At 35.3% G+C, this 26,252-nt stretch carries 21 protein-coding genes and 2 tRNA genes; 21 read left to right on the top strand and 2 right to left on the bottom strand.

Features of this window, described 5'->3' with window-relative positions:
- Nucleotides 1-30 precede the first annotated feature (30 nt).
- The 14 genes from mnmG (at nt 31) to EL247_RS07830 (ending at nt 15,499) form a co-directional block, all read left to right on the top strand.
- Nucleotides 31-1,944: a tRNA uridine-5-carboxymethylaminomethyl(34) synthesis enzyme MnmG gene (gene mnmG, locus EL247_RS07895; RefSeq protein WP_005021502.1), complete on the top strand. Its 1,914-nt coding sequence runs from the start codon at nt 31-33 to the stop codon at nt 1,942-1,944.
- 66 nt (nt 1,945-2,010) lie between these two features.
- Entirely contained in the window at nt 2,011-3,309 is a 1,299-nt protein-coding gene (locus tag EL247_RS07890; RefSeq protein WP_172594066.1) for a S41 family peptidase, read from the top strand.
- Nucleotides 3,310-3,319: 10 nt separating this feature from the next.
- On the top strand, nt 3,320-4,036 hold the full coding sequence (purC, locus tag EL247_RS07885) for a phosphoribosylaminoimidazolesuccinocarboxamide synthase (protein ID WP_054195247.1): 717 nt from the start codon (nt 3,320-3,322) through the stop codon (nt 4,034-4,036).
- 9 nt (nt 4,037-4,045) lie between these two features.
- Entirely contained in the window at nt 4,046-4,282 is a 237-nt protein-coding gene (gene purS / locus EL247_RS07880; protein WP_054195168.1) for a phosphoribosylformylglycinamidine synthase subunit PurS, read from the top strand.
- Nucleotides 4,283-4,284: 2 nt separating this feature from the next.
- Nucleotides 4,285-4,944, top strand: coding sequence for a phosphoribosylformylglycinamidine synthase subunit PurQ (purQ, locus tag EL247_RS07875; protein WP_060662851.1), 660 nt, complete (start codon nt 4,285-4,287; stop codon nt 4,942-4,944).
- Nucleotides 4,941-6,242, top strand: coding sequence for an SH3 domain-containing protein (locus EL247_RS07870; protein WP_232019756.1), 1,302 nt, complete (start codon nt 4,941-4,943; stop codon nt 6,240-6,242). The genes purQ and EL247_RS07870 overlap by 4 nt, the downstream gene beginning before the upstream one ends.
- On the top strand, nt 6,226-6,912 hold the full coding sequence (locus EL247_RS07865; protein WP_104745727.1) for a lysophospholipid acyltransferase family protein: 687 nt from the start codon (nt 6,226-6,228) through the stop codon (nt 6,910-6,912). The genes EL247_RS07870 and EL247_RS07865 overlap by 17 nt, the downstream gene beginning before the upstream one ends.
- Before the next feature lie 17 nt (nt 6,913-6,929).
- Nucleotides 6,930-8,402, top strand: a complete 1,473-nt coding sequence (locus tag EL247_RS07860) for a hypothetical protein (protein ID WP_104745726.1) — start codon at nt 6,930-6,932, stop codon at nt 8,400-8,402.
- 56 nt (nt 8,403-8,458) lie between these two features.
- On the top strand, nt 8,459-9,973 hold the full coding sequence (locus tag EL247_RS07855) for a DEAD/DEAH box helicase (RefSeq protein WP_104745792.1): 1,515 nt from the start codon (nt 8,459-8,461) through the stop codon (nt 9,971-9,973).
- A gap of 1 nt (nt 9,974) precedes the next feature.
- Nucleotides 9,975-11,096, top strand: coding sequence for a succinyldiaminopimelate transaminase (locus EL247_RS07850; RefSeq protein ID WP_104745791.1), 1,122 nt, complete (start codon nt 9,975-9,977; stop codon nt 11,094-11,096).
- On the top strand, nt 11,087-12,421 hold the full coding sequence (gene murC, locus EL247_RS07845) for a UDP-N-acetylmuramate--L-alanine ligase (protein WP_104745725.1): 1,335 nt from the start codon (nt 11,087-11,089) through the stop codon (nt 12,419-12,421). The genes EL247_RS07850 and murC overlap by 10 nt, the downstream gene beginning before the upstream one ends.
- Nucleotides 12,421-12,786, top strand: coding sequence for a hypothetical protein (locus EL247_RS07840; protein ID WP_005021490.1), 366 nt, complete (start codon nt 12,421-12,423; stop codon nt 12,784-12,786). Before murC ends, EL247_RS07840 begins: the two co-directional genes overlap by 1 nt.
- A complete protein-coding gene (locus EL247_RS07835) occupies nt 12,783-14,993 on the top strand; it encodes an endonuclease MutS2 (RefSeq protein WP_104745724.1) in 2,211 nt (736 codons plus the stop codon). The genes EL247_RS07840 and EL247_RS07835 overlap by 4 nt, the downstream gene beginning before the upstream one ends.
- A gap of 257 nt (nt 14,994-15,250) precedes the next feature.
- Entirely contained in the window at nt 15,251-15,499 is a 249-nt protein-coding gene (locus tag EL247_RS07830; RefSeq protein WP_104745723.1) for a hypothetical protein, read from the top strand.
- 186 nt (nt 15,500-15,685) lie between these two features.
- Here the strand turns inward: EL247_RS07830 and uvrA are convergent, their stop codons facing one another.
- Nucleotides 15,686-18,508 carry an excinuclease ABC subunit UvrA gene (uvrA, locus tag EL247_RS07825; protein ID WP_104745722.1) on the bottom strand — a complete coding sequence of 941 codons (2,823 nt, stop codon included), beginning with the start codon at nt 18,506-18,508 and terminating at the stop codon, nt 15,686-15,688.
- Between the two features lie 341 nt (nt 18,509-18,849).
- Here uvrA and htpG point away from each other — a divergent pair, with 341 nt between their 5' ends.
- From htpG to galE, 7 genes are all read left to right on the top strand, one after another.
- Entirely contained in the window at nt 18,850-20,742 is a 1,893-nt protein-coding gene (gene htpG / locus EL247_RS07820) for a molecular chaperone HtpG (RefSeq protein WP_172594065.1), read from the top strand.
- An 89-nt stretch (nt 20,743-20,831) separates the two neighbouring features.
- Nucleotides 20,832-20,909: transfer RNA gene (locus EL247_RS07815), tRNA-Pro, on the top strand.
- Nucleotides 20,910-20,923: 14 nt separating this feature from the next.
- Nucleotides 20,924-21,000 (top strand) — tRNA-His (locus EL247_RS07810).
- Between the two features lie 103 nt (nt 21,001-21,103).
- Nucleotides 21,104-22,237: a hypothetical protein gene (locus EL247_RS07805; protein WP_104745720.1), complete on the top strand. Its 1,134-nt coding sequence runs from the start codon at nt 21,104-21,106 to the stop codon at nt 22,235-22,237.
- Complete coding sequence (locus tag EL247_RS07800; RefSeq protein WP_126442175.1) at nt 22,237-23,607, top strand: cytochrome P450; 1,371 nt, start codon at nt 22,237-22,239, stop codon at nt 23,605-23,607. The genes EL247_RS07805 and EL247_RS07800 overlap by 1 nt, the downstream gene beginning before the upstream one ends.
- A gap of 5 nt (nt 23,608-23,612) precedes the next feature.
- A complete protein-coding gene (locus EL247_RS07795; RefSeq protein ID WP_126442174.1) occupies nt 23,613-23,966 on the top strand; it encodes a hypothetical protein in 354 nt (117 codons plus the stop codon).
- A gap of 12 nt (nt 23,967-23,978) precedes the next feature.
- The gene (gene galE, locus EL247_RS07790) at nt 23,979-24,983 is read left to right on the top strand and encodes a UDP-glucose 4-epimerase GalE (RefSeq protein ID WP_065830992.1); all 1,005 of its coding nucleotides are present in this window, start codon (nt 23,979-23,981) and stop codon (nt 24,981-24,983) included.
- 13 nt (nt 24,984-24,996) lie between these two features.
- Here galE and kpsS read toward each other — a convergent pair whose 3' ends face one another.
- On the bottom strand, nt 24,997-26,250 hold the full coding sequence (kpsS, locus tag EL247_RS07785; RefSeq protein ID WP_126442173.1) for a capsule polysaccharide modification protein KpsS: 1,254 nt from the start codon (nt 26,248-26,250) through the stop codon (nt 24,997-24,999).
- Nucleotides 26,251-26,252 lie beyond the last annotated feature (2 nt).

The following is a 26,252-nucleotide window of genomic DNA, read 5'->3' as shown; positions in this document are numbered from 1 at the left end:
ATAATTTGCACAAAACTTTTAAGGCATAAAATGATTTATGATGTAATAGTAATTGGCGGAGGTCATGCTGGAATTGAAGCTTCTATTGTCTCTGCAAAAATGGGTTGCAAAACGCTACTTTTAACTATACTAGTAGAGCAAATTGGGGCAGCAAGCTGTAATCCTGCAGTAGGTGGTTTGGGGAAAGGGCATTTGGTAAAAGAGGTCGATGCTTTGGGTGGAGTGATGGGCTATATCACAGATAAGTGTGGGATTCAATTTCGCACCCTAAATGCCTCAAAAGGTCCTGCTGTGCGAGGGACAAGAGCGCAAATTGATATGGATAGATACAAAATTATTGCAAGGGAGATTTGCTACCAAACCCAAAATCTTGAAATTTCTCAACAAATTGTAGAATCGCTTATTGTGGAAAATCAAAGTGTAGTGGGAGTGAAAACAAGCATTGGCAAGGAATATCGTGCTAAAAAAGTTATTTTAACGACTGGAACTTTTTTGCGTGGAAAGATTCATATTGGAGAGAATATTTCTAATAATGGTAGAGCTGGAGAGCCACCTGCTATGGAACTTGGAGATTGTTTGCGTGAAATGGGGCTTGAAGTGGGGAGATTAAAAACTGGTACTTGTGCGAGGATTAAGGCAAGTAGTATTAATTTTGCAATATTAGAAAAACATTATGGAGACATACCCACTCCTTATTTTAGCAAGCAAACCCAAAAAGAATTAGGCAATCAAGAATTTTCTCCCACTCAACTTCCTTGCTATGTAACTTACACAAATGCCAAAACCCATGAAATTATTAGAAATAATTTTCATAGAGCGCCTATGTTTATAGGGCAAATTGAAGGGATTGGACCGCGTTATTGTCCTAGTATCGAAGACAAGGTAAATCGTTTTAGCGATAAAGAAAGGCATCAATTGTTTTTAGAGCCACAAACACTAGAGGCTAATGAATATTATATCAATGGCTTAACAACTTCCTTGCCCTTTGATATACAAGAAGAAATGATACATAGCATAGAGGGATTAGAAAATGCAGAGATTGTGCGTTATGGTTATGCCATTGAGTATGATTATGTGAATCCAACAGAGCTAAAACACACTTTAGAAACTAAAAAATACAAAAATCTTTATTGTGCAGGACAGATTAATGGAACAACTGGTTATGAAGAGGCTGCTGCACAAGGGATTTTTGCTGGGATTAATGCAAGTCTTAGCGTGCAAGGAAGAGAGGAAATTATACTTAAGCGAAATGAAGCTTATATTGGCGTGATGATTGATGATTTGGTGACAAAAGGCACCAAAGAGCCTTATAGAATGTTTAGCTCAAGGGCAGAATATCGCTTGCTTTTGCGTGAGGGCAATGCAATTTTTAGGCTTGGAGAATTGGCTTACAATTTGGGTTTAATGCAAGAAGATGAATATCAAGAATTATTAAGAGATAAAAAGGCAATTATGGAGGGGATAGAATGGTTAAATTCTACAACTATTACCCCAACAAATGAGATATTGGCATTTTTGGATTTGATTGGTGAAGAAAAAATTAGCGATAAAACAACTTGGAGAACTATTGCTAGTCGTAGAAGTTTTGATATACATAAGCTTTTGAAGATTTGTGAGATTATTCCAACACCTTTTGTGGGGCTTTCAGAGCGTGCATTAGAAGAGATATTAATAGAAGCAAAATATGCAAATTATATAGAAAAGCAACAAAATTTAATTGACAATATGGATAAAATGCTAAGTATCAAGATTCCGCAAGATTTTAGTTTTGATGGGATTCCGGGGTTGAGTTTGGAAGTGATAGAAAAGCTCAAAAAATTTACCCCTAAAAGTTTATTTGAAGCGAGTGAAATAAGCGGTGTTACCCCAGCTAGTTTGGAGGTTTTGCAGCTTTATATTCATCTTTATCATCAAAAGCAAAATAAACTCTCACAAAAGGATTAGAAACTAATTTTTATTTTAGAGATATTGAGTTACAATCACAGCAATTAAATTTAACTTAGGTGCAGTATGATGAAAGTAGATATAAAAAAGTTTTTTCGCCCTTTATTAGCGGTTTTAGCGATTTCTTTTTTGGCGCATTCAGTAGCATTTGCTAAAGAAGAAGTCAAAGAAGAATCTAGGCTTGAAGCTTATAATAAATTGCGTAAGGTTATAGGGACTGTTGAAAAATATTATGTTGATGAATTAACGCTTAATGAGATTGTAGATAAAGCTATTGATGGGCTATTGTCTAATCTTGATGCACATTCAGCTTATTTGGATGAAAAGAAATTTGAAGAGTTAAAAATCCAAACTAATGGTGAGTTTGGGGGCATTGGAATCACAATAGGCTTAAAAGAAGGTGCATTGACAATCATCGCTCCTATTGAGGGGACACCCGGAGATAAGGTAGGATTAAAAAGTGGCGATATTATCTTAAAAATCAATGATGAAAGCACTTTGAATATGGGGATTGATGAAGCAGTTAATCGAATGAGGGGAAAGCCTAATACCAAAGTGCAATTAACCATTGTAAGAAAAAATGTGCAAAAACCAATGGTGTTTGACATTACAAGGGATAATATTAAAGTAGAAAGCGTTTATGTTAGAGGCATTGAAGATACAAATTATGTTTATGTGCGTGTAACTTCATTTGACAAAAAAGTAAGCCAAAGAGTGGAAGAGGAATTAAAGAAGTTTAAGCAAATTGATGGAATCGTGCTAGATTTGCGAAATAATCCGGGCGGACTTTTGAATCAAGCGGTTGAATTAAGTGATTTGTTTATCCAAGATGGCATTATTGTTTCTCAAAAAGGGCGTGTGAAAGATGAAGATATTGTGTATAGAGCAAGCAAAAATACGCCTTATCCAAAAGTGCCTTTGGTGGTGCTTGTAAATAATGGAAGTGCAAGTGCAAGTGAGATTGTAGCAGGAGCGATTCAAGATAATAAGCGAGGCGTGCTTGTGGGCGAAACAACATTTGGCAAAGGAAGTGTGCAGGTGATTTTGCCAACAGAAGAAAAAGAAGCTTTGCGACTTACAATTGCAAGATATTATCTACCTAGTGGAAGGACGATTCAGGCTGTAGGGGTAACTCCAGATGTTGAGGTAGCACCAGGAGCAGTTCCAACAGATGATGATAAATTTAGCATCAAAGAAGCGGATTTACAAAAGCATTTAGAGGGTGAATTGCAAAAAGTTGATGGAAAAACCACCAAAAAAGCAGATAAAAATGATAAAAATATCATTACCAAAGAAAAAATACTTTCAGATATTCAGTTAAAAAGTGCAATTGATACTTTAAAGGTATTTAAAGTAATTGATTAAAGGAGGAGAAATGCAAGTTGAACAAAAAGAAATGATGTATGAGGGTAAAGGCAAAAAGCTTTTTAATACAAGTGATGAAAATCTCGTAATTGCAGAATTTAAAGATGATTTAACTGCTTTTAATGCAGAAAAAAGAGGAACAGAAGCGGGCAAGGGGGCTTTGAATTGTAAAATATCAACAGAGATTTTTAAGCTTTTGGGGAAAAATGGCATTCAGACGCATTATGTGGATACTTTGGGTGAGAATCTAATGCTGTGTAAAAGGGTGCAGATTATTCCTATTGAAGTTGTGGTAAGAAATATCGCAACAGGTTCTTTGAGTAAAAGACTTGGTATCAAAGATGGGGAGAAATTACCCTTTGTGCTTGTGGAATTTTATTATAAAGATGATGCACTTGGGGATCCATTGATTAATGATGAACATGCGTTGATTTTAAAATGTGTCAAAAGTGTAGAATCTTTGGATATTTTGCGTAAAATTGGGCGAGAGGTTAATGAGGTATTGCGTCAATTTTTTGATTCTAAAAATTTATTGCTAGTAGATTTTAAACTAGAGTTTGGCGTGGATAAAGAAGGAAATATTTTATTAGCAGATGAAATTACTCCAGATTCTTGTCGTTTTTGGGATAAAGATACAAAAGAAAAGCTCGATAAAGATAGATTTAGACAAGATTTGGGCAATGTAAAAATGGCTTATGAAGAAGTTTTAAAAAGAATATTATCTTAAGGTTTTAAAATGAAAGTAGAAGTAATAGTTTCATTAAAAGACGGAGTTCTTGATCCGCAAGGGAAAGCAATTGGACATGCACTTGAATCTTTAGGGCATAAGGATATTAAAGAGGTTAAAGTGGGTAAGGTGATTACTCTAGAAATTGCAGGAGAAGATAGAGCAGCTATCCAAAAGGAAGTAGAAGTAATGTGTGAATCTCTGCTTGCAAATACTGTAATTGAAAATTATACTATAAAGATGTAAAGATGAGTGTTGCAATATTGCAGTTTTTGGGAACTAATTGTGAATATGATATGGAGCATGCCTTTTCTTTGCTAGATGTCCCTACAAAGATTGTTTGGCATCAAGAAAAGGAATTGCCAAAGGATACAAAACTTGTTGTGATTCCGGGCGGATTTAGCTATGGGGATTATTTGAGAAGTGGGGCAATTGCCAGGTTTTCGCCTATTATGCAAGATGTGATTACTTTTGCAAATAATGGTGGTTATGTGCTTGGAATTTGTAATGGATTCCAGATACTTTTGGAGAGTGGATTATTGCCTGGCGCAATGAAGCGTAATGAAAATTTGCATTTTTCATCTAAAAATGTGCTTTTAAGAGTTGTAAATAATGACAATGTATTTTTGCAGAATTTTCACAAAGGCGATGAAGTTAGGATACCTATTGCCAATGCCGATGGGAACTATTATATAGATAATGAGGGTTTAAAAGAGCTAGAAAAAAATGGGCAAATATTACTAGAATATGTGGATTATCAAAATGGTTCTATAAAAAACATCGCAGGAATCTGTAATAAAGAAAAAAATGTTTTTGGTCTTATGCCGCATCCAGAAAGGTATGTAGAAAAGATTTTGGGTAGTGATGAGGGGCTAAAAATGCTACAAGGGTTTTTGAAGATTCTATGAAGTTTTTATTTTATTTGTTTTGCGTTGTTGGGCTTTTTGCACAAGAAACTTCGATGTTTCCACAAGGGGCGGATTCACAAGATTCTTCACCTCAAAATCTTACACAAGAAAAATTAGAGTTTTCTCCAGCACAAAAAGTGCAAATTCCTAATCAATCTTCTAATCCTCTTTTTATTGATGAGGAGATAAAAGCCAAGAATCGCTCTATTGTAGATAGTGCTGCTTTGGAATCAAAAGAAATACAAACTACAAGGGAAAATAAAACAAATTCAAATTATGCAGAAGAATACCCTTCTTTGGTGGCTAAAAATGTCTATCTTAACTTGCTTAATCCGCCCCAAGATATTTTATATGTCAATCAAATTATTCCCATAGAAATGAAATTATTGATTTTTAGTGATTATTCTAATATCACAACAAATTTTATTTTGGAAAATGAGAGCATCGAAGTGCTAAATCCTGATGAAAAATGGATTTTAAATCAAGATTCTAGCCTTAAGAATACTTTTTATTTTAAAATTAAACAGCCTAGCTATACAATTCCAAAAATTGAAGTGGTTGTTAAAACCAATGAGGGAGAAGCAAAAGAGGCTACACAAGCTATTGAGGGCAAGGCTATTGTGCTAGAGAGGAAAGGGGTTTATTCGCAAGTTGTTGCACAAGATTTGCAAATTTTGGATACAAAAATTACGAGCTATGATTCACAAAATAATCTTGTGGTGTTGCAGATTCAAGGAAATATGGCAAATTTGTTTGATTTTCATTTGGCAGCATATTCCCAACAAGGCATAGAAAGCAAAAGCGGAGATTACAAAGAATCTGTGATTTTTTATTATGTGATTGTACCAAAAAGCTTAGAAGTTCTTTCATTTGATTATTTTAGCATTCAAAGCAAGAAATATGTAGAATTGCAAGTAGAGAATCTTTCTCAAGATGATCGCATTAGCACTCAAAGTGATATTAAGCCCAAAAACACTTTGCAGATTTATAAGATATTAGCCGCAATCTTCTTGGCTATTGTTTTCTTTGGGCTATATTTTTATAAGAGAAAAATAATTTTCTTAATACTTGGAATCTGTGTTTTGGCGGTTTTGTTTTATTTGCTTTCTATCAAAACCGCAGTATCCTTAAAGCCAGATGCTGAAATACGGATTCAGCCCACTTTTAATTCCACAATTATTTTAAAAACAAAAGATGTTATAGAAGTAAAAATCCTAGCAGATAGGCATGGGTATTATAAAGTATTATTAGAAGATGAACGAATTGGGTGGGTAAAAGAAGATGATATCCAAAATTAGAGCATTAAGTGCAATGATTTACATTGCTCTTATCATTCCATTTTGTATTGGTTTTATGTATATTTTTCAAAAATCTCATAGAAAGATTCGCAAAATCACTGCCCTGTTTTTTGTAAGGCTTTTTAATGTAAAGGCAAAAATCATAGGTAAAATGGATTGTGAAGCAAGAGTTTTGGTAATGAATCATCAAAGTTTTATGGATGTAATTTATTTGGAGGCAACACATTCAAATAACTTGTGTTGGATTGCAAAAAAGGAACTTGGAAAGCCATTTTTGTATGGGCATGCACTTAAAGCTCCAAAGATGATTTTAATCAATCGTGAGAGCAAAAAAGAATTGGTGCATTTGTTGAGGGAAGCTCAAGATAGATTAAAAGATGGTCGGACTTTGTGTATTTTTCCAGAAGGGACTCGCTCTAGAGGGGAAGAGAAATTCCTGCCCTTTAAAAGTGGTGCAAAAGTGTTGGTAGAGCATTTTGGCTTGAAAGTGCAACCCATAGTGTTTTGTGGCACAAGAAAGTGTTTGGATATTGGTGCGATGAGTTTTAATAACACGCCTTTTACCATAAAGTATCTTCCTTCATTTATCCCACAAGGTGAAAATTGGTTTGAAGAGCTAAAAGAAATGATGCAAAAGGAATACATAAAATTGTATAAAAACAATGAATAGGGGAAGTATGCACAATTATGCATGGAAAGATTGTTAGATATTTGAGTAACAATGGCAAAGGGGTTGTGATTAATTCCTCTAAAATGCTTTTTGAATTTACCAAAGAAACTTGGCATGATAAAAAGGTAATCCCTATGGTGGGAATGTATGTAGAGTTTCGTTGCGATGAATACCAAAAAATCACAAGTTGCAAGGCTTCAAAATTTCAAGATTTCAAAAAAGAGTATCTTGTTACTGAAATGGATTTTTGGAAAAATGAAAGTGATGAGAAATTAGAAGCACTGCAAAGCAATAAAAGGGATTATATTGTGCAAAATATTTATAAAACTACACAATATGATAATCTCCAAAATATCCCATTGACTTTAGAAGTTGTCCAAATCATTGAAAGGTATTTTTATCAAGAGATTTTGGCTATTACTTTTTTGAATAATCTCTCTTTGCCTAAAGAGCCGGTTTTGTATGATTATGTGCATTTTAAGCGTTTTGGGCAGAAGGCATTAGATAGCTTGCTTTATAATGATAAAACAATTTCTAAAGATGAATTTATTGATGAATTAAATGTGATTGCGCGTTTAGAATCTGCTTATAATGATTTTGAGCATTATAGCCATTTAAATATCAAAAATATTTTTGAGAAACATTTTTTGGCACAACAATGCCATTTTCAAGCATTGCTTATAGCGATTGACAAAGCAAAAAATAGCCAAAATTATTATCTTAGGCGAATTGAATTTCTAAGAGGACAGATTTTGTTGCTGGATAAAAGAATCCAAAATAAAAATGAAGTAGAAAAAAGCCTAGCCAAAAAAGAAAGATTCCAAGAAGAGTTAAAAAGTCTTTTGCAAGATAGCACAAAAGCTGTAACAAGATATTCAAAATTGGAGATTCTAAGGCGAGATTTTGAAGAGAAATATTATAAAATCTTTGAGGTTTTATTTTGGCAGTTTTACCAAAGAATCTGCAAAAGAGTCAAAGAAGGCTTAGATGTTTGCATTACACATTTAGATGATAAGATTTTTTTAAAATCTCTACATTCTTTGGCATACCAAAAAAATTATTTTAAATCTTTGCAAAATGATAGAGCGCCTACTATTTTGTATTATATGGAGCAGTATTTAGAGCATTTGAACAAAGAAAGATTAAACGAGGCAGATTCATTGCTTTATTGCCATGTAGAAAAAATCAAAAAAGAGCATTGCAAATATTTTTTGATTGTTACTTCCGATGAAAAAGAGGTTTTGTGGCTGAAGCTTAAGCTACTTTTGCAAAGCAAGTTTTATTCGGTAAAAGTTGCGTATAAGCAAATAGTGTATTTTCACTTGCTTAGAGAGTATCAATTTGAAAAGATTTATATTGATGGGCAAAATTTGTGGAAAGATATCAAGGGCATCATCGAAGATGTAAAATCTCTCAAAAATAATGCCAAAACACCACTTGTTTTGATTTCCCCTAAAGATAAGGAAAATCGTTTTGGTTTTTTTGAATAGGCATAGAGGGTTTATGCTATAATCTCAAGTTTATTTTAATAAGTGATTGATTGACAATGGAAAAAGCAACAAAAAAACAAATGGTAAATAGTGGGTTTGGGATTTTTGGATTCAAAAAGAAAGTATTAGATGGGATTAGGGAAGTGGGATTTAGAGAGCCAAGTCCGATTCAAAAAGAAGTGATTCCAATAATTTTGGATGGACTTGATGTTATCGCTCAAGCACAGACAGGGACAGGCAAGACAGCAGCATTTGCGTTGCCTCTTGTAAATGGATTAAAACACAATGGAAGTATTGAAGCATTAGTGATTGCGCCAACAAGAGAGCTTGTGATGCAAATTGGAGATGAGATTTTTAAGCTTGGGAAATATAACAAAGTGCGGACAGTTTCGCTTTTTGGCGGACAACCTATTCAGCGTCAAGTTGAGCTTTTGGCTAAAAAACCACAAATTATTATTGCTACTCCGGGCAGATTATTAGATCATTTAAGAAATGGGCGTTTAAAGAAATTTGCCCCTCAAATAGTGGTTTTAGATGAATCAGATGAAATGCTTGATATGGGATTTTTAGACGATATTGAAGAGATTTTTAGCTATTTGCCAAGTGAGCGTCAAACTTTGCTTTTTTCTGCAACAATGCCAACACCCATTAAACATTTAGCGCAAAAAATATTGCACAATCCAAAATTAGTCAAAATTACCCCTAGTGATACAACCAATCAAGATATTTCTCAGCGTTATTATATTATCAATGAACAAGAGCGTGAAGATGCGATTGTGCGTTTAATTGATAGTGAAATGCCTACCAAAGCCATCATTTTTACGCGTATGAAGAAGGAAGCGGATTTATTGTGCGAGAGGCTTGTAGATAGGGGCTATAAAGCTGGGGCTTTGCATGGGGATATGGAGCAAAGAGAGCGTCAAAAATCCATCAAGGCTTTTAAGGATTCAAGTGTTAATATTTTGGTAGCGACAGATATTGCAGCACGCGGATTAGATATTAGCGGAGTGAGCCATGTTTTTAATTTTCATATCCCTTTAAATCCCGAATCGTATGTGCATCGTATAGGCAGGACGGGCAGAGCAGGCAAAAAGGGGGTGGCTATCACATTAGCAACGCCTTTGGAGTTTAAAGAATTGCGAAGAATCAAAGAAAACACTAAGGCAAAAATCGAGCTTTATGAGATTCCTAATTTGCAAGATACATTAGATAAAAAAGATGGGAATCTATTAGAAAAAATTGTGAAATACGAAATTACAGATGAGGCATTGCGGGTTTATGAGCAAATACGCGCGAATATCGATATTACTCAATTAGTTTGTAAATTGCTTTCTATGGTTTTGCAAGATAATAAAGTATTAGGACCTAATAAAATTGGTTTAGATAAAGAGGATTTGTATCATTTCAAAAAGCAATTACAAGAAAATGACAAAAGAAGAACAAAAGAAACTAAGAGAATGTCCAGTAAAACCAACAATGCTTCTCCAAAAAAGCGAAACAATGGGCATAGAAACAATAAAGATTCTAAAAACAAACGAGATTCTAGAGCAAAAAATTCTAAGAGGAGATAAAATGGAATTTCAACCTTATCCTTTTGAAAAACTCAATGTGCTTATTAAAGATATTCCCACAAAAGAGGGCAGAATCTCACTGACAATCGGTGAGCCACAATTCCAAACGCCAGATTTTATTTCCAAAGCACTTTGTCAAAATGTATCATTGCTCAATAAATACCCCAAAACAGCAGGCGAGGTAGAGCTTGGAGAGGCATTGCGTGGATTTGTCCAAAGAAGGTTTGGGGTGAGTTTAAGAGAAGATGAAATGGTTTCTACTTTTGGGACAAGAGAGGTGCTGTTTAATTTTCCACAATTTTATCTTTTTGACAAAGAATCCCCAACTATGAGCTATCCAAATCCTTTTTATCAAATCTATGAAGGGGCGGCGATTGCATCAAGGGCGCGAGTTATCCATATGAATCTAACCAAAGAAAACAACTTTAAGCCAAGCTTGGGTGTTAAAGAAATGCAAGAATGCGATTTGGTGATTTTAAATTCCCCTAATAATCCAACTGGCAGCACTTTGGATTTAGAAGAGCTAAAACAATGGGTAAAGTGGGCTTTGGAATATAATTTTGTTCTTTTAAATGATGAATGTTATAGCGAGATTTATACGCAAAATAAGCCTTTTTCTATTTTGCAAGCTAGTATAGAAGCAGGAAATAAGGATTTCAAAAATATTTTAGCACTCAATTCCATCTCCAAACGCTCTAGTGCCCCCGGGCTTAGAAGTGGATTTATAGCGGGAGATAAAGAGATTTTAAAGGGGTATGCAAAATATCGCACTTATGTAGGTTGTGCTTCGCCACTTCCTTTGCAAAAAGCTGCCATAGAAGCGTGGAGTGATGATTCACACACAGAATATTCAAGGGCTCAATATGCAGAGAATCTGCATTTAGCACAAGAAATTTTGGGTATAGAAGTGCCCAAAGAGACTTTTTATGTGTGGCTTTTTGTGGGAGATGATTTAGAATTTACAAAAAAACTTTTAAAAGAAGAAAATATTTTGGTGTTACCCGGTAGTTTTCTCTCTCGCAATAATGGCATAAATCCCGGAAGTGGTTATGTGAGATTGGCATTAGTGTATGAAAAAGAAGTGATAAAAGACGCTCTTTTGAGGATTAAAAAGTGGTTTTAAAATCCTTTGGCTCTGTTCATTTTATAGGGATTGGCGGGATTGGAATTTCTGCTCTTGCTAAATTTTTGTTTGCACAAGGCATCAAGATAAGTGGTTCAGATATGGCTGAAGGGTGCATTACTAAAGAATTGCAAAGTATGGGGATTTTAATTCATATTCCTCATTGTAAAGAGGCAATCAAAAATCCAGATTTGGTAATCCATTCTGCAATTATTAAGGATTCAAATATAGAGGTGCAAGAAGCCAAAAAGAAGGGAATACCTGTGCTTTCTCGCAAAGAGGCTTTGCCTTTGATTTTGGCAAACAAACAAGTTTATGCGGTTGCAGGTGCTCATGGCAAAAGCACAACGACTGCAATTTTGAGTGCAATTTTGCAGGATTGCAGTGCCTTAATTGGGGCAGAGAGCAAAGAATTTGGCTCTAACACTCGTGCATTAAAGTCAGAAAAAATAGTTTTTGAGGCAGATGAATCAGATAAGAGCTTTTTGGAATGTAATCCTTATTGTGCGATTGTGACAAATGCAGAGCCAGAACATATGGAGACTTATGGGCATAATTTGGATAAATTTTATCAAGCTTATAAGGATTTTTTGGCTTTGGCACAATATCGAATCATCAATGCAGAAGACGCTTTTTTGGCAAAAGTTGATTTGGAGTGCGTGAGACTCTATCCTTCAAAAGATATTAGTGAGATTGAGTATTTTTTGGACAACAACAATCCAAAGACGAGATTTAGACTGAAAAACAATCATAGAGATTTGGGGGTTTTTGAAGTTTATGGGCTTGGGGAACATATCGCTCTTGATGCCTCACTGGCGATTTTGGCAGCATTAGAGTGTATGGAGCTAGAGGAAATTAGGCAAAATATCCAAAAATTTTGTGGCATTAAAAAGCGTTTTGATATTTTGAGTGATGATGAATGTGTGATTATTGATGATTATGCACATCATCCCACAGAGATTGCAGCGACTTTGAAATCGCTTAGGAAATATCAAGAATTAATCGGGAAAAGTAGCCTGCGCGTAATTTGGCAGCCTCATAAATATTCAAGAGTGCGTGATAATTTAAAAGAGTTTGTCGAGTGTTTTGAAGGTGTTGATAAGCTTGTGATATTGCCTGTTTATGCTGCTGGAGAAGCAAAGGTGGAGATTGATTTTAGGAATCTTTTTGCAAAATATAATCCCATTTTTGCGGATTTTGTTAAGAGAGAAAAAGATTCTTTAGGCATTTATCAAGGCACTCAAAGAATTGCTAAAATCAAAGATGGGATTATAGTGGGCTTTAATGCTGGGAATCTGACTTATCAATTAAGAGGTGAAATTTAATGGTGCAATATTGGTTGATTATTATTGCGGCTGTTTTGGTATTATTTTTTGTGGTGCAACTCTTAGCACAATATCAAATTATTCATAAAAAAAGCAAAATATTTTTGGGAATTGTTTTGCTTTTGATTGCTGTTGGAATTGGGATTTTTACTGCTATGCAGGACAAACAAGATGTCAAAATGACTAATCTTGCACAGCTTTTTTTGCAAGGTAAAGAGCTAATTTGCATTGTGGGAATAGAAAAATTAGAAGTTAGCAAAGAAACTTTTAATTTTATTAGCGGCACTTTAACTTTGGTTGGTAGAGAAGATAGTCCTTATTTTAGGAAGACAATCCCTCTAAAGGCATGCGATATTAAAGAATGAAAGAATTAATTAGAAAATTAGATTTAGAGGAATTTCTAAAAAGCTATGAGGGGTTTTTGGCGCGTCCAAAAGAATTATTTTTGGAGGGCGATAGCAAAACACATTTAAAATTTATTAGCGAATTAGAAAAGATTATTTTCACTCCACCAAAAGAAGTGAAAAATCTAGATTCTGCCCTAGCATTATTGAAAAAATTTGGATATTTAAAATTAGATGAAATTTTTGAATTTGTTAAAATCATTCGTTATTTTAATTACTTAAAAACGCTCAAAATTGAAGGGATTTTGTGGGATTGGATAGATGGGATTAGGATTCCTGAAGCGATTTTGGAGGTGGCAAAATCTTTTGGGGAAAATGGAGAAATCAAAAAAGGAATCTATTTGGAGCTAGATTCTATTACAGAGAGTTTGGAGGGCGTAAAAAGAGAGATTTCACAGCAATTAAATTATATTTTAAATCAAAATAAACTAACCTCTTATCTTGTGGATAGACAAATTCATCTCATTAATGATGAGGAATGTTTGTTGCTCAAAGCAGGATTTCATCATGTGCTAAAAGGGCAGATTCTTAATCGTTCTAGTGCAGGATTTTTTTATGTCCTTCCTCAAAGTATCGCAAACCTAAAAGACAAAAGCAACGCCTTAAACAACAAAAAAGAAGAGCAGATTTTTCACATTTGTAGAGAGATTTCTACGCTTTTTACAAAGCATTTATTGTTTTTGAAATTCATTAATAGGGAGTTTGACCGCTTTGATTCTTATCAAGCGCGCCTGATGTTTGCAAAATCCAAAAATCTAGAGTTTTTGGCAGCTAAATCTGATGACAAAAAGATTGTTTTGAATGAATTTAAACACCCTGCATTAAAGAATCCAAAATCCATTAGTTTGGATTTTAATGGGCAAGTTTTGATGATAACTGGTGTTAATGCTGGTGGAAAAACTATGCTGTTAAAGTCCATTATTAGCGCTGTTTTTCTTGCTAAATATTTAATCCCGCTTCCCATTAATGCTTCTAAATCTAGCATTGCAAGTTTTAAATTTATCCATTTAATTTTAGAGGACCCGCAAAATAGCAAGAATGATATTTCAACCTTTGGGGGTAGAATGTTGCAATTCTCGCAAATTCTAAGTCAAAGAGAGGGGATTATCGGCGTTGATGAAATTGAGCTTGGCACAGATAGTGATGAGGCTGCTAGCTTGTTTAAGGTTTTATTGGAGAATCTCATAGCAAAAAACAATAAAATCATCATCACCACTCATCACAAACGCCTTGCTGCACTAATGGCTGGGAATCCCAAAGTGCAGTTATTGGCTGCTTTATTTGATGAGAAAAATCAAATACCCACTTTTAGTTTTCTTGATGGCACGATTGGCAAAAGCTATGCCTTTGAAACAGCGGTGCGTTATGGAATCCCAAAAACACTTGTCAATGAAGCAAAGATTCTTTATGGGGAGGATAAAGAAAAATTAAATGAGCTAATTGAAAACTCTTCGCGTTTGGAGATGAAACTTCAAATGCAAATCAAGCAAGCAGAAGTCAAAAATGTAGAATTAGAGCAAAAAATCAATCACCTTAAAGAGCTAGAGGAATCTTTGCAACAATCCTATAAAGCAAAAACTAATGAGCTAGAATCTCTCTACCAAAGGGCGATTAATGAGGCTAAAAAAGCAATCAAAATGCAAAATCAAGCTGAGATTCATCGTCAAATGAATGAGGCAAACAAGATTTTAAAAGTTGCTAAATTGCAAGAAAATCAAGAAAAAGTTTCTAAGATTCAAAACTTTGAGGTGGGAAATAGGGTAAAATATCGTCAATCAAGAGGCATTATTGCAAGTATTCAAAAGGATAAGGCAATGGTGTTGCTTGATGATGGAATGAAGCTAAGAGTGCCTTTGGGCGAGCTAAGCTTAAGTGGAAATGCACCAAAGATTCCGCAGGCGGATTTTAAGGTGCAATCGCCAAAAAATGCTAATGTGGTTTTGGATTTACACGGAATGCGTGCTGAGGAAGCATTAGAGAGGCTTGATGAGTTTATCTCAAATAGTTTAATTGCTGGATTTGATGAGGTTTTAATCTATCATGGAATCGGCACAGGTAGGCTTTCAAGCGTGGTTAGGGAATTTTTAGAAAAGCACCCAAAAGTGGTGGAGTTTATGGATGCACCGCCAAAGTCTGGGGGTTTTGGTGCGAAAATCGTGAGATTATAAGTTGTGAAATTAAGGAGTTAAAATGAAAAAAGTTTTGCTTTTGGTGGGGATTATTTTTGTGGCTTTTGTGGCAAGTGGCTGCGAAAAAGCAGATTATCAACACCCTTCACACAGAAGTGGCGGGAAGTAATTTGAAATTCGTATTTAAGATGCCTAGCGAGTGATTTGCAGATTTTTGGAAGCAGTCATTGGCTTGGGTAACTCCCGTCCCTAAAGCTATACAAACAATCACCATGCACTACGCATGGTAATAGCATGTGTGCGAAGCACTCACTCGCACCGGAATGGATAATGGTGTAAATTTGTTTGGCAAAATGAAAGGGATTCACCAAGAGAGGCTAAAGGCAGATTCTATAAGTGAAATTACCACTGAAATTAAAAAAGATATTTCAGCTTTGGATAATAATATGCCAAATAGCGGTATGATTCCAAACCATATTTACCAAGCCCAAAAAGAAAAAGCAAAGGATATTTTGTTTGAAATTTTAGAGGAAATAAGGGCATAAAAGAATAAGTTTGTGAAATAAAAGGCTAGAATCTCTACTTCTTAAATCCTTGCAATTTTAAAATGATTTAATAGGAGAGATTCTCATAGTGGCTAAAAAAATTAGAATCTTTACATTAATAAAATCAATTTAAATTTTTAAATGAATATCGCAGCTTAGATTCTAAGATTTAATTAAATCCAAAGTTTAGATTCCTAGCTCTTTGGCGAGGAATTTTCCCGTATGGCTACCGGTTTTTTTGTATCTTTTAGCAATTCTCTCAGGTGTTCCGCTATCTACGATATTTCCTCCCCCACTTCCCCCTTCAGGTCCTACATCGATGATGAAATCCGCATTTTTAATCATATCTAAATTGTGTTCAATGACAATCACGCTATTGCCCAAATCTGTGAGGTGATGCAAAACTTTCACAAGCCTATCTACATCGGCAAAATGCAACCCCGTAGTAGGCTCATCAAGCACATAAAGTGTTTTGCCGGTATCTTTGCGGCTTAGTTCTTTAGCAAGCTTGATTCTTTGGGCTTCACCGCCACTTAGTGTTGTGGCATTTTGCCCTAGAGTAATGTAGCCTAGCCCTACATCCTTAAGTGTTTTTAGCTTTTGATAGATTTTTGGAATCTTGGCAAAAAATTCACAAGCTTCATCGACGCTCATTTCTAATACTTGAGCGATATTTTTGCCTCTGTATTCAACTTCTAAAGTTTGGGCATTATAGCGAGTTCCTTGGCAAGAATCACACTTGACTAAAATATCAGGCAAGAAGTGCATTTCAATTTTGATTTCCCCTTCCCCTTGACATTTTTCACATCTTCCTCCCTTGACATTAAAACTAAAGCGACTAATGTTGTAATTGCGGATTTGTGCTTCTTTGGTTTGGGCAAAAATCTGTCTTATCTCATCCATCGCACCAGTGTAGGTTACAGGGTTGGAGCGAGGAGTTCGTCCTATTGGGCTTTGGTCAAGATAGATAACTTTATCAAGCTTTTCTAAGCCTACAATTTCTACGCCATCAACTTTTTTGACTTTTTTGCTATTGTTGAGTAATTCTTGTGCGACAGGCAGTAGAGTTTGGAGGATTAGGGAGCTTTTGCCACTTCCGCTAACTCCGGTAATGCAAACAAAATTCTTAAGCGGAATCTTAACATTTAGATTGTGAATGTTGTTGATATTGACATTTTTAATTTCTAGCCAATCCTCTTGGTTGCGGCGGATAAAGTATTCAATTTTCTTTGTGCCATTTAGATATTGTGCAGTTTGAGTGTTGCTTGAGAGAAGTTGCGTGAGATTCCCACTAAAGACGACTTCTCCGCCATACTTCCCAGCCCCCGGACCTATATCTACGATGAAATCGGCATGTTCTATCGTTTCTTTGTCGTGTTCTACGACGATAACTGAATTTCCTTTTTGTTGCAAACTTCGCAAGGTTTTAATGAGTTTTAGGGTATCTCTCTCATGTAGTCCGATGCTTGGTTCATCAAGCACATACATTACCCCCGTTAATCCGCTTCCAATTTGACTTGCAATTCTAATTCTCTGTGATTCGCCCCCGCTGATACTGCGCGCATCGCGTCCTAAGCTAAGATAGCCTAATCCCACATCATAAAGAAAATAAAGTCTTTCGCAAATTTCTTTTAGAATCGGTGCGGCAATCATTGCTTGTTGGCTATCAAAATATGCAAAATTCTGCTCATTAGCAAAAAATCCATAACACTCTTGAATTGGCATATCCAAAATATCCCCGATAGTTTTGTTGGCAACTTTAACAGCTAGGCTTTGTGGAAGCAGTCTATGCCCTTTGCAATCCTCGCAAACTTTTTCACTCATATAGTCATTTAAGTCTTTGTTGTCCTTAAACATATCATAGGCAATGGCAATAATCCCGCTCCAAGGGCGTTTAAGTTTGGTGCTTTTCCATGTGAATTGTATTTCTTGATTATTTCCATACAAGATAAGTTTCTTTTGGTGTTCTGCTAGTTCTTCAAAAGTTTTTTTAGAATCAATTTGATTGGCTTTGCACATTGCTTTAAAAAGCTCATTATAATAACTTTTGTTAAAGCCATAAATGATTTTTATTCCACCAGATTCTAGGGGCAAACTTTTGTCGATAATTTTTTTGGTGTCAATGCTATATCTGATACCTAATCCATCACATTTCACACAAGCGCCTTTGGGGGAGTTGAAAGAAAAGCTAAGTGGCTCTAGGGGTGTGAAAGAAACCTTACAATCAAAACAAGCAAGATGTTCGCTAAAGTGGATTAACTCGCTTTTGCCCTCGCCTAAAATTTCAATTTCTACTTCGCCATAAGATTCTTTGAGGGCTTTTTCTATGCTTTGTGCGATTCTATCTTTGTTTTCTGGTTTGATAACCACTCTATCTATTACGACTTTTATGGTGTGTTTTTTGGTTTTGGAGAGCTCGATATTTTCATCAAGTCTTGCTAAAACTCCATCAATTTGCACTCTTACATAGCCTTTTTGGCGGAGAGATTCTAGTTTGTCACTAAAGGTGCCCTTTTTTTCGCGGATTAGGGGGGCTAGGATTAGCACTTTGGATTCTTCTGGGATTTTTAGGGCTTGAGCGATGATATCGCTTGCACTCATTTGTGAAATTGGCTTGCCGCACAAATGGCAGTGTTGAATCCCAACTCTAGCATAGAGCAGGCGTAAATAATCATAGATTTCTGTAATGGTTCCAACCGTGGAGCGAGGGTTTTTGCTTGTGGTTTTTTGGTCAATGGCAATGGCGGGGGTTAGCCCTTCGATTTTATCGACATCGGGTTTGCCGATTTTGTCTAAAAACTGCCTAGCATAGCTTGAGAGCGATTCGATATATCGCCTTTGCCCTTCTGCATAAAGTGTATCAAAAGCGAGCGTGCTTTTGCCACTTCCGCTAAGCCCAGTTAGAATCACAAGTTTGTTTTTTGGGATATTTAGATGAATGTTTTTTAGATTGTTTTCTTTTGCGTTGGTAATAATAATATGGTCTAAAGGGGATATTTTTTGATTCAAAGGTTTTCCTTAACAAAGATAAAATAACCTGTAATTATAGCAAAAATCTCATAAAACGATTTTGCCTTTTTTTAGAGTAACTATTTAAAATATTTTGTTTGAAGTGTCCTTTTTGGAGCCTTTTATGTGATTTTGCAATATATAATTTGTGTGAATTGGCAAAATAAAAGCATAGGATTTTTAGGGGGTTGGGTTAGGTTTGGTTGGTTTAGGTTAATGCTTTTAAGCTCTTGATATTTTATTTTATTAATATCAATAAAGTTTAGCGTATTGTTATAAAGTTTATTGATTTTTTTTAAACTCTTTGTTATAATTATGCAAAATTTTTATTATTAAAAGGATTGAAAATGGCAAAACATACTTTCCAAACTGAAGTGAATCAATTATTGGATTTGATGATTCATTCGCTTTATTCTAATAAAGAAATCTTTTTGCGTGAGCTTGTGAGCAATGCTTCTGATGCACTAGACAAGCTACAATATTTGACTTTGACTGATGAGAATCTTAAATCTCTAAGCTTTGAGCCTAAAATTGAAATTAGTTTTGATTCTGAAAAAAATACCCTTACAATTAGTGATAATGGGATTGGTATGAACGAACAAGATTTGATTGAGAATCTAGGAACTATTGCAAAGAGTGGGACGAAAAATTTCCTCTCTAAGCTTAGTGGCGATAAGAAAAAAGATTCTGCACTAATTGGGCAATTTGGGGTAGGGTTTTATTCTGCTTTTATGGTGGCAAGTAAAATCATTGTAACTACCAAAAAAGCAGGAGAAGCACAAGGCTATGCGTGGATTAGTGATGGGAGTGGAGAATTTGAGATTGAAAAATGTGAAAAAGAGGGGCAGGGAAGCGAAATTAAGCTATATTTGAAAGATGACGAAAAAGAATTTACAAGCCGTTGGAGAATTGAGGAAATTATCAAAAAATACTCCGATCACATTCCTTTCCCGATTTTCTTGCATTATACAGAGACAAAAAGTGAGGGTGAAGGGGATTCTAAAAAAGAAATCAAAGAAGAGAAATGTGAGCAAATCAACAAGGCTTCCGCACTTTGGAGAGTGGCAAAAAAAGATTTAAAAGATGAGGAATACAAAGAGTTTTACAAGAATCTAAGTTATGATTCTAATGATCCTTTGGCGTGGATTCATACTAAAGTTGAGGGAAGTTTGGAATACACAACACTTTTTTATATCCCACAAACCGCACCTTTTGACCTCTATCGTGTAGATTATAAAAGTGGCGTGAAGCTTTATGTCAAGCGTGTATTTATTACTGATGATGACAAAGAGCTATTGCCTTCTTATTTGCGTTTTGTGCGAGGGATTATTGATAGTGAGGATTTGCCACTTAATGTTAGCCGCGAGATTTTGCAACAAAATAGAATCTTAGCGACAATCAAATCCGCTTCTACAAAGAAAATTATTAGCGAAATTGAGGCATTGCAAAAAGATGAAGAAAAATATGCAAAATTCTACAAAGAATTTGGTAGATGTATCAAGGAAGGTGTTTATAGTGATTTTGAAAACAAAGAAAAATTGCTAGAGCTTTTGAGATTCCAATCTAGCAAAAGTGAGGGCAAAGAAATTTCATTCAAAACTTATAAAGAGCGTATGAAAGAAGGTCAAAAAGCGATTTATTATTTGCAAGGCGAGGATTTAGAATTGCTTAAAAACTCTCCACTTTTGGAAAGTTATAAAAAGCGAGATATAGAAGTATTGTTCTTTGGCGATGAAATTGATGGATTTGTAATGCCAATGGTTAATGAATTTGATAAAACCCCATTGCGTTCTATCACTTCCAAAGAAGCGCTAGAGGATTTGGGTGGAGAAACCATTAGCGAAGAAACACAACAAAAGTATAAAGCGATTTTAGAGGGCTTTAAAAAGGCATTAGGAGATGAAATCAAAGAAGTGCGTTTGAGCAATAGGCTTGTAGATGCCCCTGCTTGTGTGGTTGCAGATCCTGAAGATCCAAATGCAGCAATGATGAAAATGATGAAGCAAATGGGAGCTATGGGCATGGGAGGAGATATTCCAGAGCCTAAGCCGATTTTAGAACTTAACCCTAACCATACAATTTTAACAAAATTGTTACTTAGCAATGATGAGGCAAAGACAGCTGAAATTGCACATTTGCTTTTAGAGGAAGCAAAACTGCTAGAAGGCGGAAAGCTTAAAGATGTGAATAGTTTTGTAAAAAGATTAAATACACTTTTGGAAAAAACGCTTTAGTTTTTAAAGATTCCTTTGTGGAATCTTTGATGCTTTCTTGACTTTTTATACTTTTAAGATTATAATTCTACTCCATTTTTTTATTTTGTCGGGGCGTAGCGCAGTCTGGTTAGCGCACTTGGTTTGGGACCAAGGGGTCGAAGGTTCGAATCCTTTCGCCCCGACCATTTTTGTATTTGTGGTGGGCGTAGCTCAGTCGGTTAGAGCATCAGATTGTGGTCCTGAGGGTCGTGGGTTCGATTCCCATCGCCCACCCCACTTTAATTTTCTCTAAAAACGCTTAACTAGCCTATCTAAATTAACTCTTTTTAAAATATTCTGCTTTATAATAAAATTTTAATTCACTAACCAAAAGAATGCTATGTTACAAAGAGATGTGTTTTATATCGCAGGGTATGATCCTCGCAGTTGTCGCTATTATTATAAACTATTAAAAAAAAATCTCAATCAACAAAATAAAATTAATCATTTGGATTTAAAGCTTTCTGCTTTGTGTTTTGAAGAAACTTTGCAAGGAAAAAAAAATGCTTTTTGCAAGATTGTTTCTAAGCATTCTGTGAGCAATTATTACTTTTTGGATTGGAGTGATTTGGTGCAGAAGTGCTGGTCTAAGAGTTTGTGGGATTTCATTTGTGATTTTATTTATTTTTTGAGAGCTTATATTTTTTCTGGGATTGTTAAGGTATTTATTCAAAAATCCAAAACGCAACTGCTTGCTGGATTATACCCTATTGTGTATTTTATAAGCAGTTATGCGATGGTATTTTTTAGTGCTTATATACTTTGGGATTTTTTAGAAAAATGGAATGTATATTTGGCTACTTTGGTGGTATTGTTTTATTTGTGGGTTGCTACTAGAGTGATTTTGTGGGGCGGTAAGAGGCTAGCGGTATTTTGGCTATCTAATATTTATGTTTTTTGTGCGAAGTATGCACTTGGCGAAGTTGAAGGTGTGGAGAGGCTTTTGGAGGGGTTTTTGGGGCAGATCATGCAGTCTCTTAAATCAAATAAAGATGAGGTAATTCTTTGTGCTCATAGTGTTGGAACAATTTTTGCAGTGAGTGTCGCAGCAAGGGTTATTGAGCAGTGCAAAAAGGAGTGTTTAAGTTGGGAGAAACTAAAGATTCTTACTCTTGGGCAATGTATCCCGCTTGTCAGCTTTCAAAAGGAGTGTAAAAAATTCAAAGAAGAATTAGCGATACTTGGAGATTCTAAAGTAGTGTGGTTTGATTATACTTCCAAAATTGATGGTGCTTGCTTCCCATTATTGGATTTTTTTAGAGATTCTGGCGTTGCTTGTAAGAATCCGCCTTGCTATTTATCGCCAAGATTCCATAAACTCTTTTTGCCTAAGACTTATGCGAAGATTCGGTATAATTGGTATTTGGCACATTTTCTTTATTTGTATGCCACAGAAATTAGCGGAGAATATGACTATTTCAATTTTGTTGGTGGTCCAAAAATTTTGGAACAAAAAATAAAAGGAGGTAGGTAATGGGGCAATGTCCGTTTTTTCCAAAACCGCATAAAACAAAAGCGACTTTATGGACAACTTTTTTCTTAAAAAGGCGTTCTTGGTTAGATGGTTTGTATGAAAAAAGCTATAAGATGAAATCAGGCAGGGTAAAAATGCCGGGTTTTGATTTGTATATTGCAAATAATCCAAAAGATGTAAGACGCGTTATGGTTGATGAGGTGAGGGAATTTCCAAAAAGTGATTTATTGCATTTTTTGTTAAGTCCCTTGCTTGGGGAGAGCATTTTTACCACGAATGGCGAAGTGTGGAAAAAACAAAGAGAGCTTTTGCGTCCTTCTTTTGAGCAGGCTAGAATCACAAAGGTTTTTGGATTGATGAATGAGGCAGTAGAGGATTTGATGATAAAGTTTAGAGCATATCCTAATAATGCTATCATCGAGGTTGATGAATTGATGACTTTTGTGACGGCTGATGTGATTTTTCGCACAATTATGTCTCAAAAGCTTGATGAAATAAAAGGGAAGGAAATTCTAGAATCTTTTGTGATTTTTCAAGAAGAAACGGTGCATACGGCTATTAAGAAGATGTTTAAGATTCCACAATGGATTACAAATCTAATGGGAGAAAGAAAGAGAATAAAAGCCGGAGAGAGCATTAGGGAAGTTTTGAGCAATATTATTAAGCCGCGTTATGATTTGTTTCATCAAGGTGGGGGTGGAGAATATCAGGATATTTTATCTTCATTGCTAGCAGTGGTTGAGGTGGAGAGTGGAAAACCATTTAGTTTTGAAGAGATTTTGGATCAAGTGGCAATGTTGTTTCTAGCAGGGCATGAAACAACAGCTAGTTCATTGACTTGGACGCTTTATATTTTGAGTATCTCCCCAAAAGAGCAAGAGCTTACTTATCAAGAGATTATGGAGGTGGCAGGCAAAGAATCTTTTAGCATCCAGCATCTAAGAAAAATGAAGTATTTGACAAATGTTTTTAAAGAATCTCTTAGGCTTTACCCACCTGTTGGGTTTTTTGCAAGGACGGCTAAAAAAGATACAAAAATGCGTAACAAACTTATTAAAAGTGGTTCTGGTGTAGTGGTGGCACCATGGCTTATTCAAAGGCATAGTGATTATTGGGAGAATCCTCACGAATTTGATCCAACACGCTTTGATAAAGAGATTGTTAAAGATACTTATTTGCCATTTGGAATGGGTGAGAGGATTTGTATAGGGCAAGGGTTTGCTATGCAAGAATCCATTCTGATTTTAGCAAGTATTTTAAGGGAGTATAAGCTAGAATTACAAGAAAATTTCGTGCCAGATATTGTGGGTCGGCTGACGATTCGCTCTGCAAATGGAATGAATATTAAATTTACTAAAAGAGAAAATTGAACTTTATGAAAGAGAAGTTGGCTGGGACATTGCTATTGTGTGCTTTGGTGCCTTTGATGATTATTGGCTATTTACTAATTGTTTTTGTGGGGACTTTTGGCAAGGTTAGTCGCGTGCGTCAAGGGGTTAGAGCTTTGGACCATTTTGTGAATGCTGCGCTTTTTAATGGTTATGCTTGGGAATCAGTTTCATCGCATGCTTGGAGAGAGCGGGATAAAAAATGGGCTAAAGTTGTGATAAAAATTACAGATTTTTTCCAAAAAGATCATTGCAAAAGGGCAAATTCAAGAGAGCAACCTATCATCGATTTGATGTTGAGAAAGCGTTTGAATGAACAAACAATAGGTAAGCAATTATAAAAAGGATTTTTGATGCAAACTTATTTTTTTACTGGAGCAGCAGGATTTATCGGGTCGCACACGGCGTATTGTTTTTTGAAAAATAGTGATTGCAAAATCATTGTTTTGGATAATCTATGCACGGGTTTTTTGGAAAATATACAATTTTTGCAAAAAAAGTTTCCAAATAGAATAGAGTTTGTTCAAGGTAATTTTGGGGATAGCAGTTGTTTGGAGACAATTTTTTTGAAGCATAAGATTGATGGGATTGTGCATTTTGCAGGGAGTTTGGTCGTTTCAGAATCCGTTGTCAATCCTTTGTTGTATTATAATAATAATGTTGCTAATACTTTGAGGCTTTTAGAAGTAGTGGCTAAATATGGAGTGAATCGGCTTTTGTTTAGCTCTACTGCCGCAGTTTATGGGCAGCCTAATTTTAGTGAGCCAATCTCTGAAGAATCCCAAACTTTGCCTATCAATCCTTATGGAGAATCTAAACTAATGGTAGAGAAGATTTTGCGGGATTTTGAAGTAGCAAATCCAAATTTTAGAAGTGTAATTTTGCGGTATTTTAATGTCGCTGGTGCTTTGAGTGAAGGTGGGCTTGGACAGAGAAGTAAAAATGCTACTCATTTAATTAAAGTGGCGTGTGAGTGTGCTTGCAGAAAGCGTGAGAAAATGGGAATCTTTGGAGAAGATTATCCTACAAAGGATGGGACTTGCATTAGGGATTATATCCATATCGATGATTTGGCAAATGCACATTTTGAAACGCTTAAAACATTAGAGAAAGAAGGGCAATCACAAATTTATAATGTTGGCTATGGAGTTGGATTTAGTGTTAAAGAAGTGATTGAATGTGTCAAAAAAGTGAGCGGAGTGGATTTTGAGGTTGAGATTCAGCCTAGAAGGGCGGGAGATCCTGCTATGCTTGTAAGCAATAATCATAAAATTTTAACATACACTAATTGGAAGCCAAAATACAATGATTTGGAGTTGATTTGTAAAAGTGCCTATGAGTGGGAGAGAAAAGTATGAATAGGGATTTTGTTTAGGGCTTTGGGCTAAAATCTTTTTTCGTTTTTGCTAAAGTTTGGCTTGAGATTTTGTGAGGGGGGGGGCATTTAGCTGCTAATTTCCCATAAAAACTCCCATTAATTTGAACATTATCAATCAGATAGCTTCTAAAGCGTTCAAAAAGATTTTGGTTGATTTTGAATTTTTTAGCGGCTTTCCAAAATTTATTGAGAGATTCTTGATAGGTTAAACCACAGATATTGTAAAAAGCATTTCCGCATACTTTTGTTGGGCATTTATGTAAAAGGCTAGAAAGCCCGGTAGTGCTATTGATAACTACGCAACCAAGGGCATTTTTAAGAAGTGTTGGTAGATGGATTTCGTGGATATAAATAACTCTTTGAGTAACATTGTATTTGCGAGTTTGACGCTTGATAAATTTCTTGTAGTTTTTGTATCCTCTATCCATTGGGTGGTGTTTGATAACTAAAAAATGTTGTTTTTTGGAATATTTGGCAAAAGAGCGGATAGAGTTTTTGATGAAATTTTCAATCCTTCTGCCTTCAAAGTGATTTTTGATTTGTGTATCATTATAAACTTGCAAAATAAGCACAAAATAGTTTTCCTTAGAATCCAAAATGAATTCTCTATCTTCTTTTTCGCTAATTTTATACCACTGCTTCCTAAGAAAAGATAAAAACCAAGGAAACATTTCTGTAAAGCTCAAACTTCTGTGGTGAAGTTTGTTGTTAAAATACCAAGCAAATAAAAATGAATTAAACCAATACAAAAATGCAAACCAAGCCATATTTCGAAAGCTGTGCTTGACATTTTTTTCTTTATAGGTTGATTTTTCTTTGTAGGTTAAATAAAAATTAGGATCTTTTGGGAGGGTAGAATTTGCATTGACGCCTTTATTTTCAAAAGTAATGAAGTTTGGGCGGATATAGCCTTCTTCAAAAATGTAAGTTTGAAGCCCCAAACAATCCGCTACTTGTATGGCTATTTTGTGGATAGGGCGGCAATCATTAAACATAATAATGCAATCAATATTGTGAATTTTACAAAAATCTTGCAAAAAAGATTCGAAATTTTGCAAAGAACCTCTATAAGATTTTGCACCAAAGGGGTAGAAAATAAAATCCCCTCCATTGAAGTTGATTTTATAAACTTGTGCTTGATTGTTTTTTAAGCTCTTTGCAAAATGATAAAAAAAGGGTCCAACAGGTCCTTGCAGGAGCAAGACCTTGCGGTTTTTGAATTGTTGGATTACCTTTTTTAGCTGCATTG

This window comes from Helicobacter pullorum (assembly GCF_900638355.1).
Taxonomy (GTDB): Bacteria; Campylobacterota; Campylobacteria; order Campylobacterales; family Helicobacteraceae; genus Helicobacter_D; species Helicobacter_D pullorum.
Note: the sequence above shows the minus strand (reverse complement) of the source record. Positions and strands in the feature narration are given on the sequence as shown.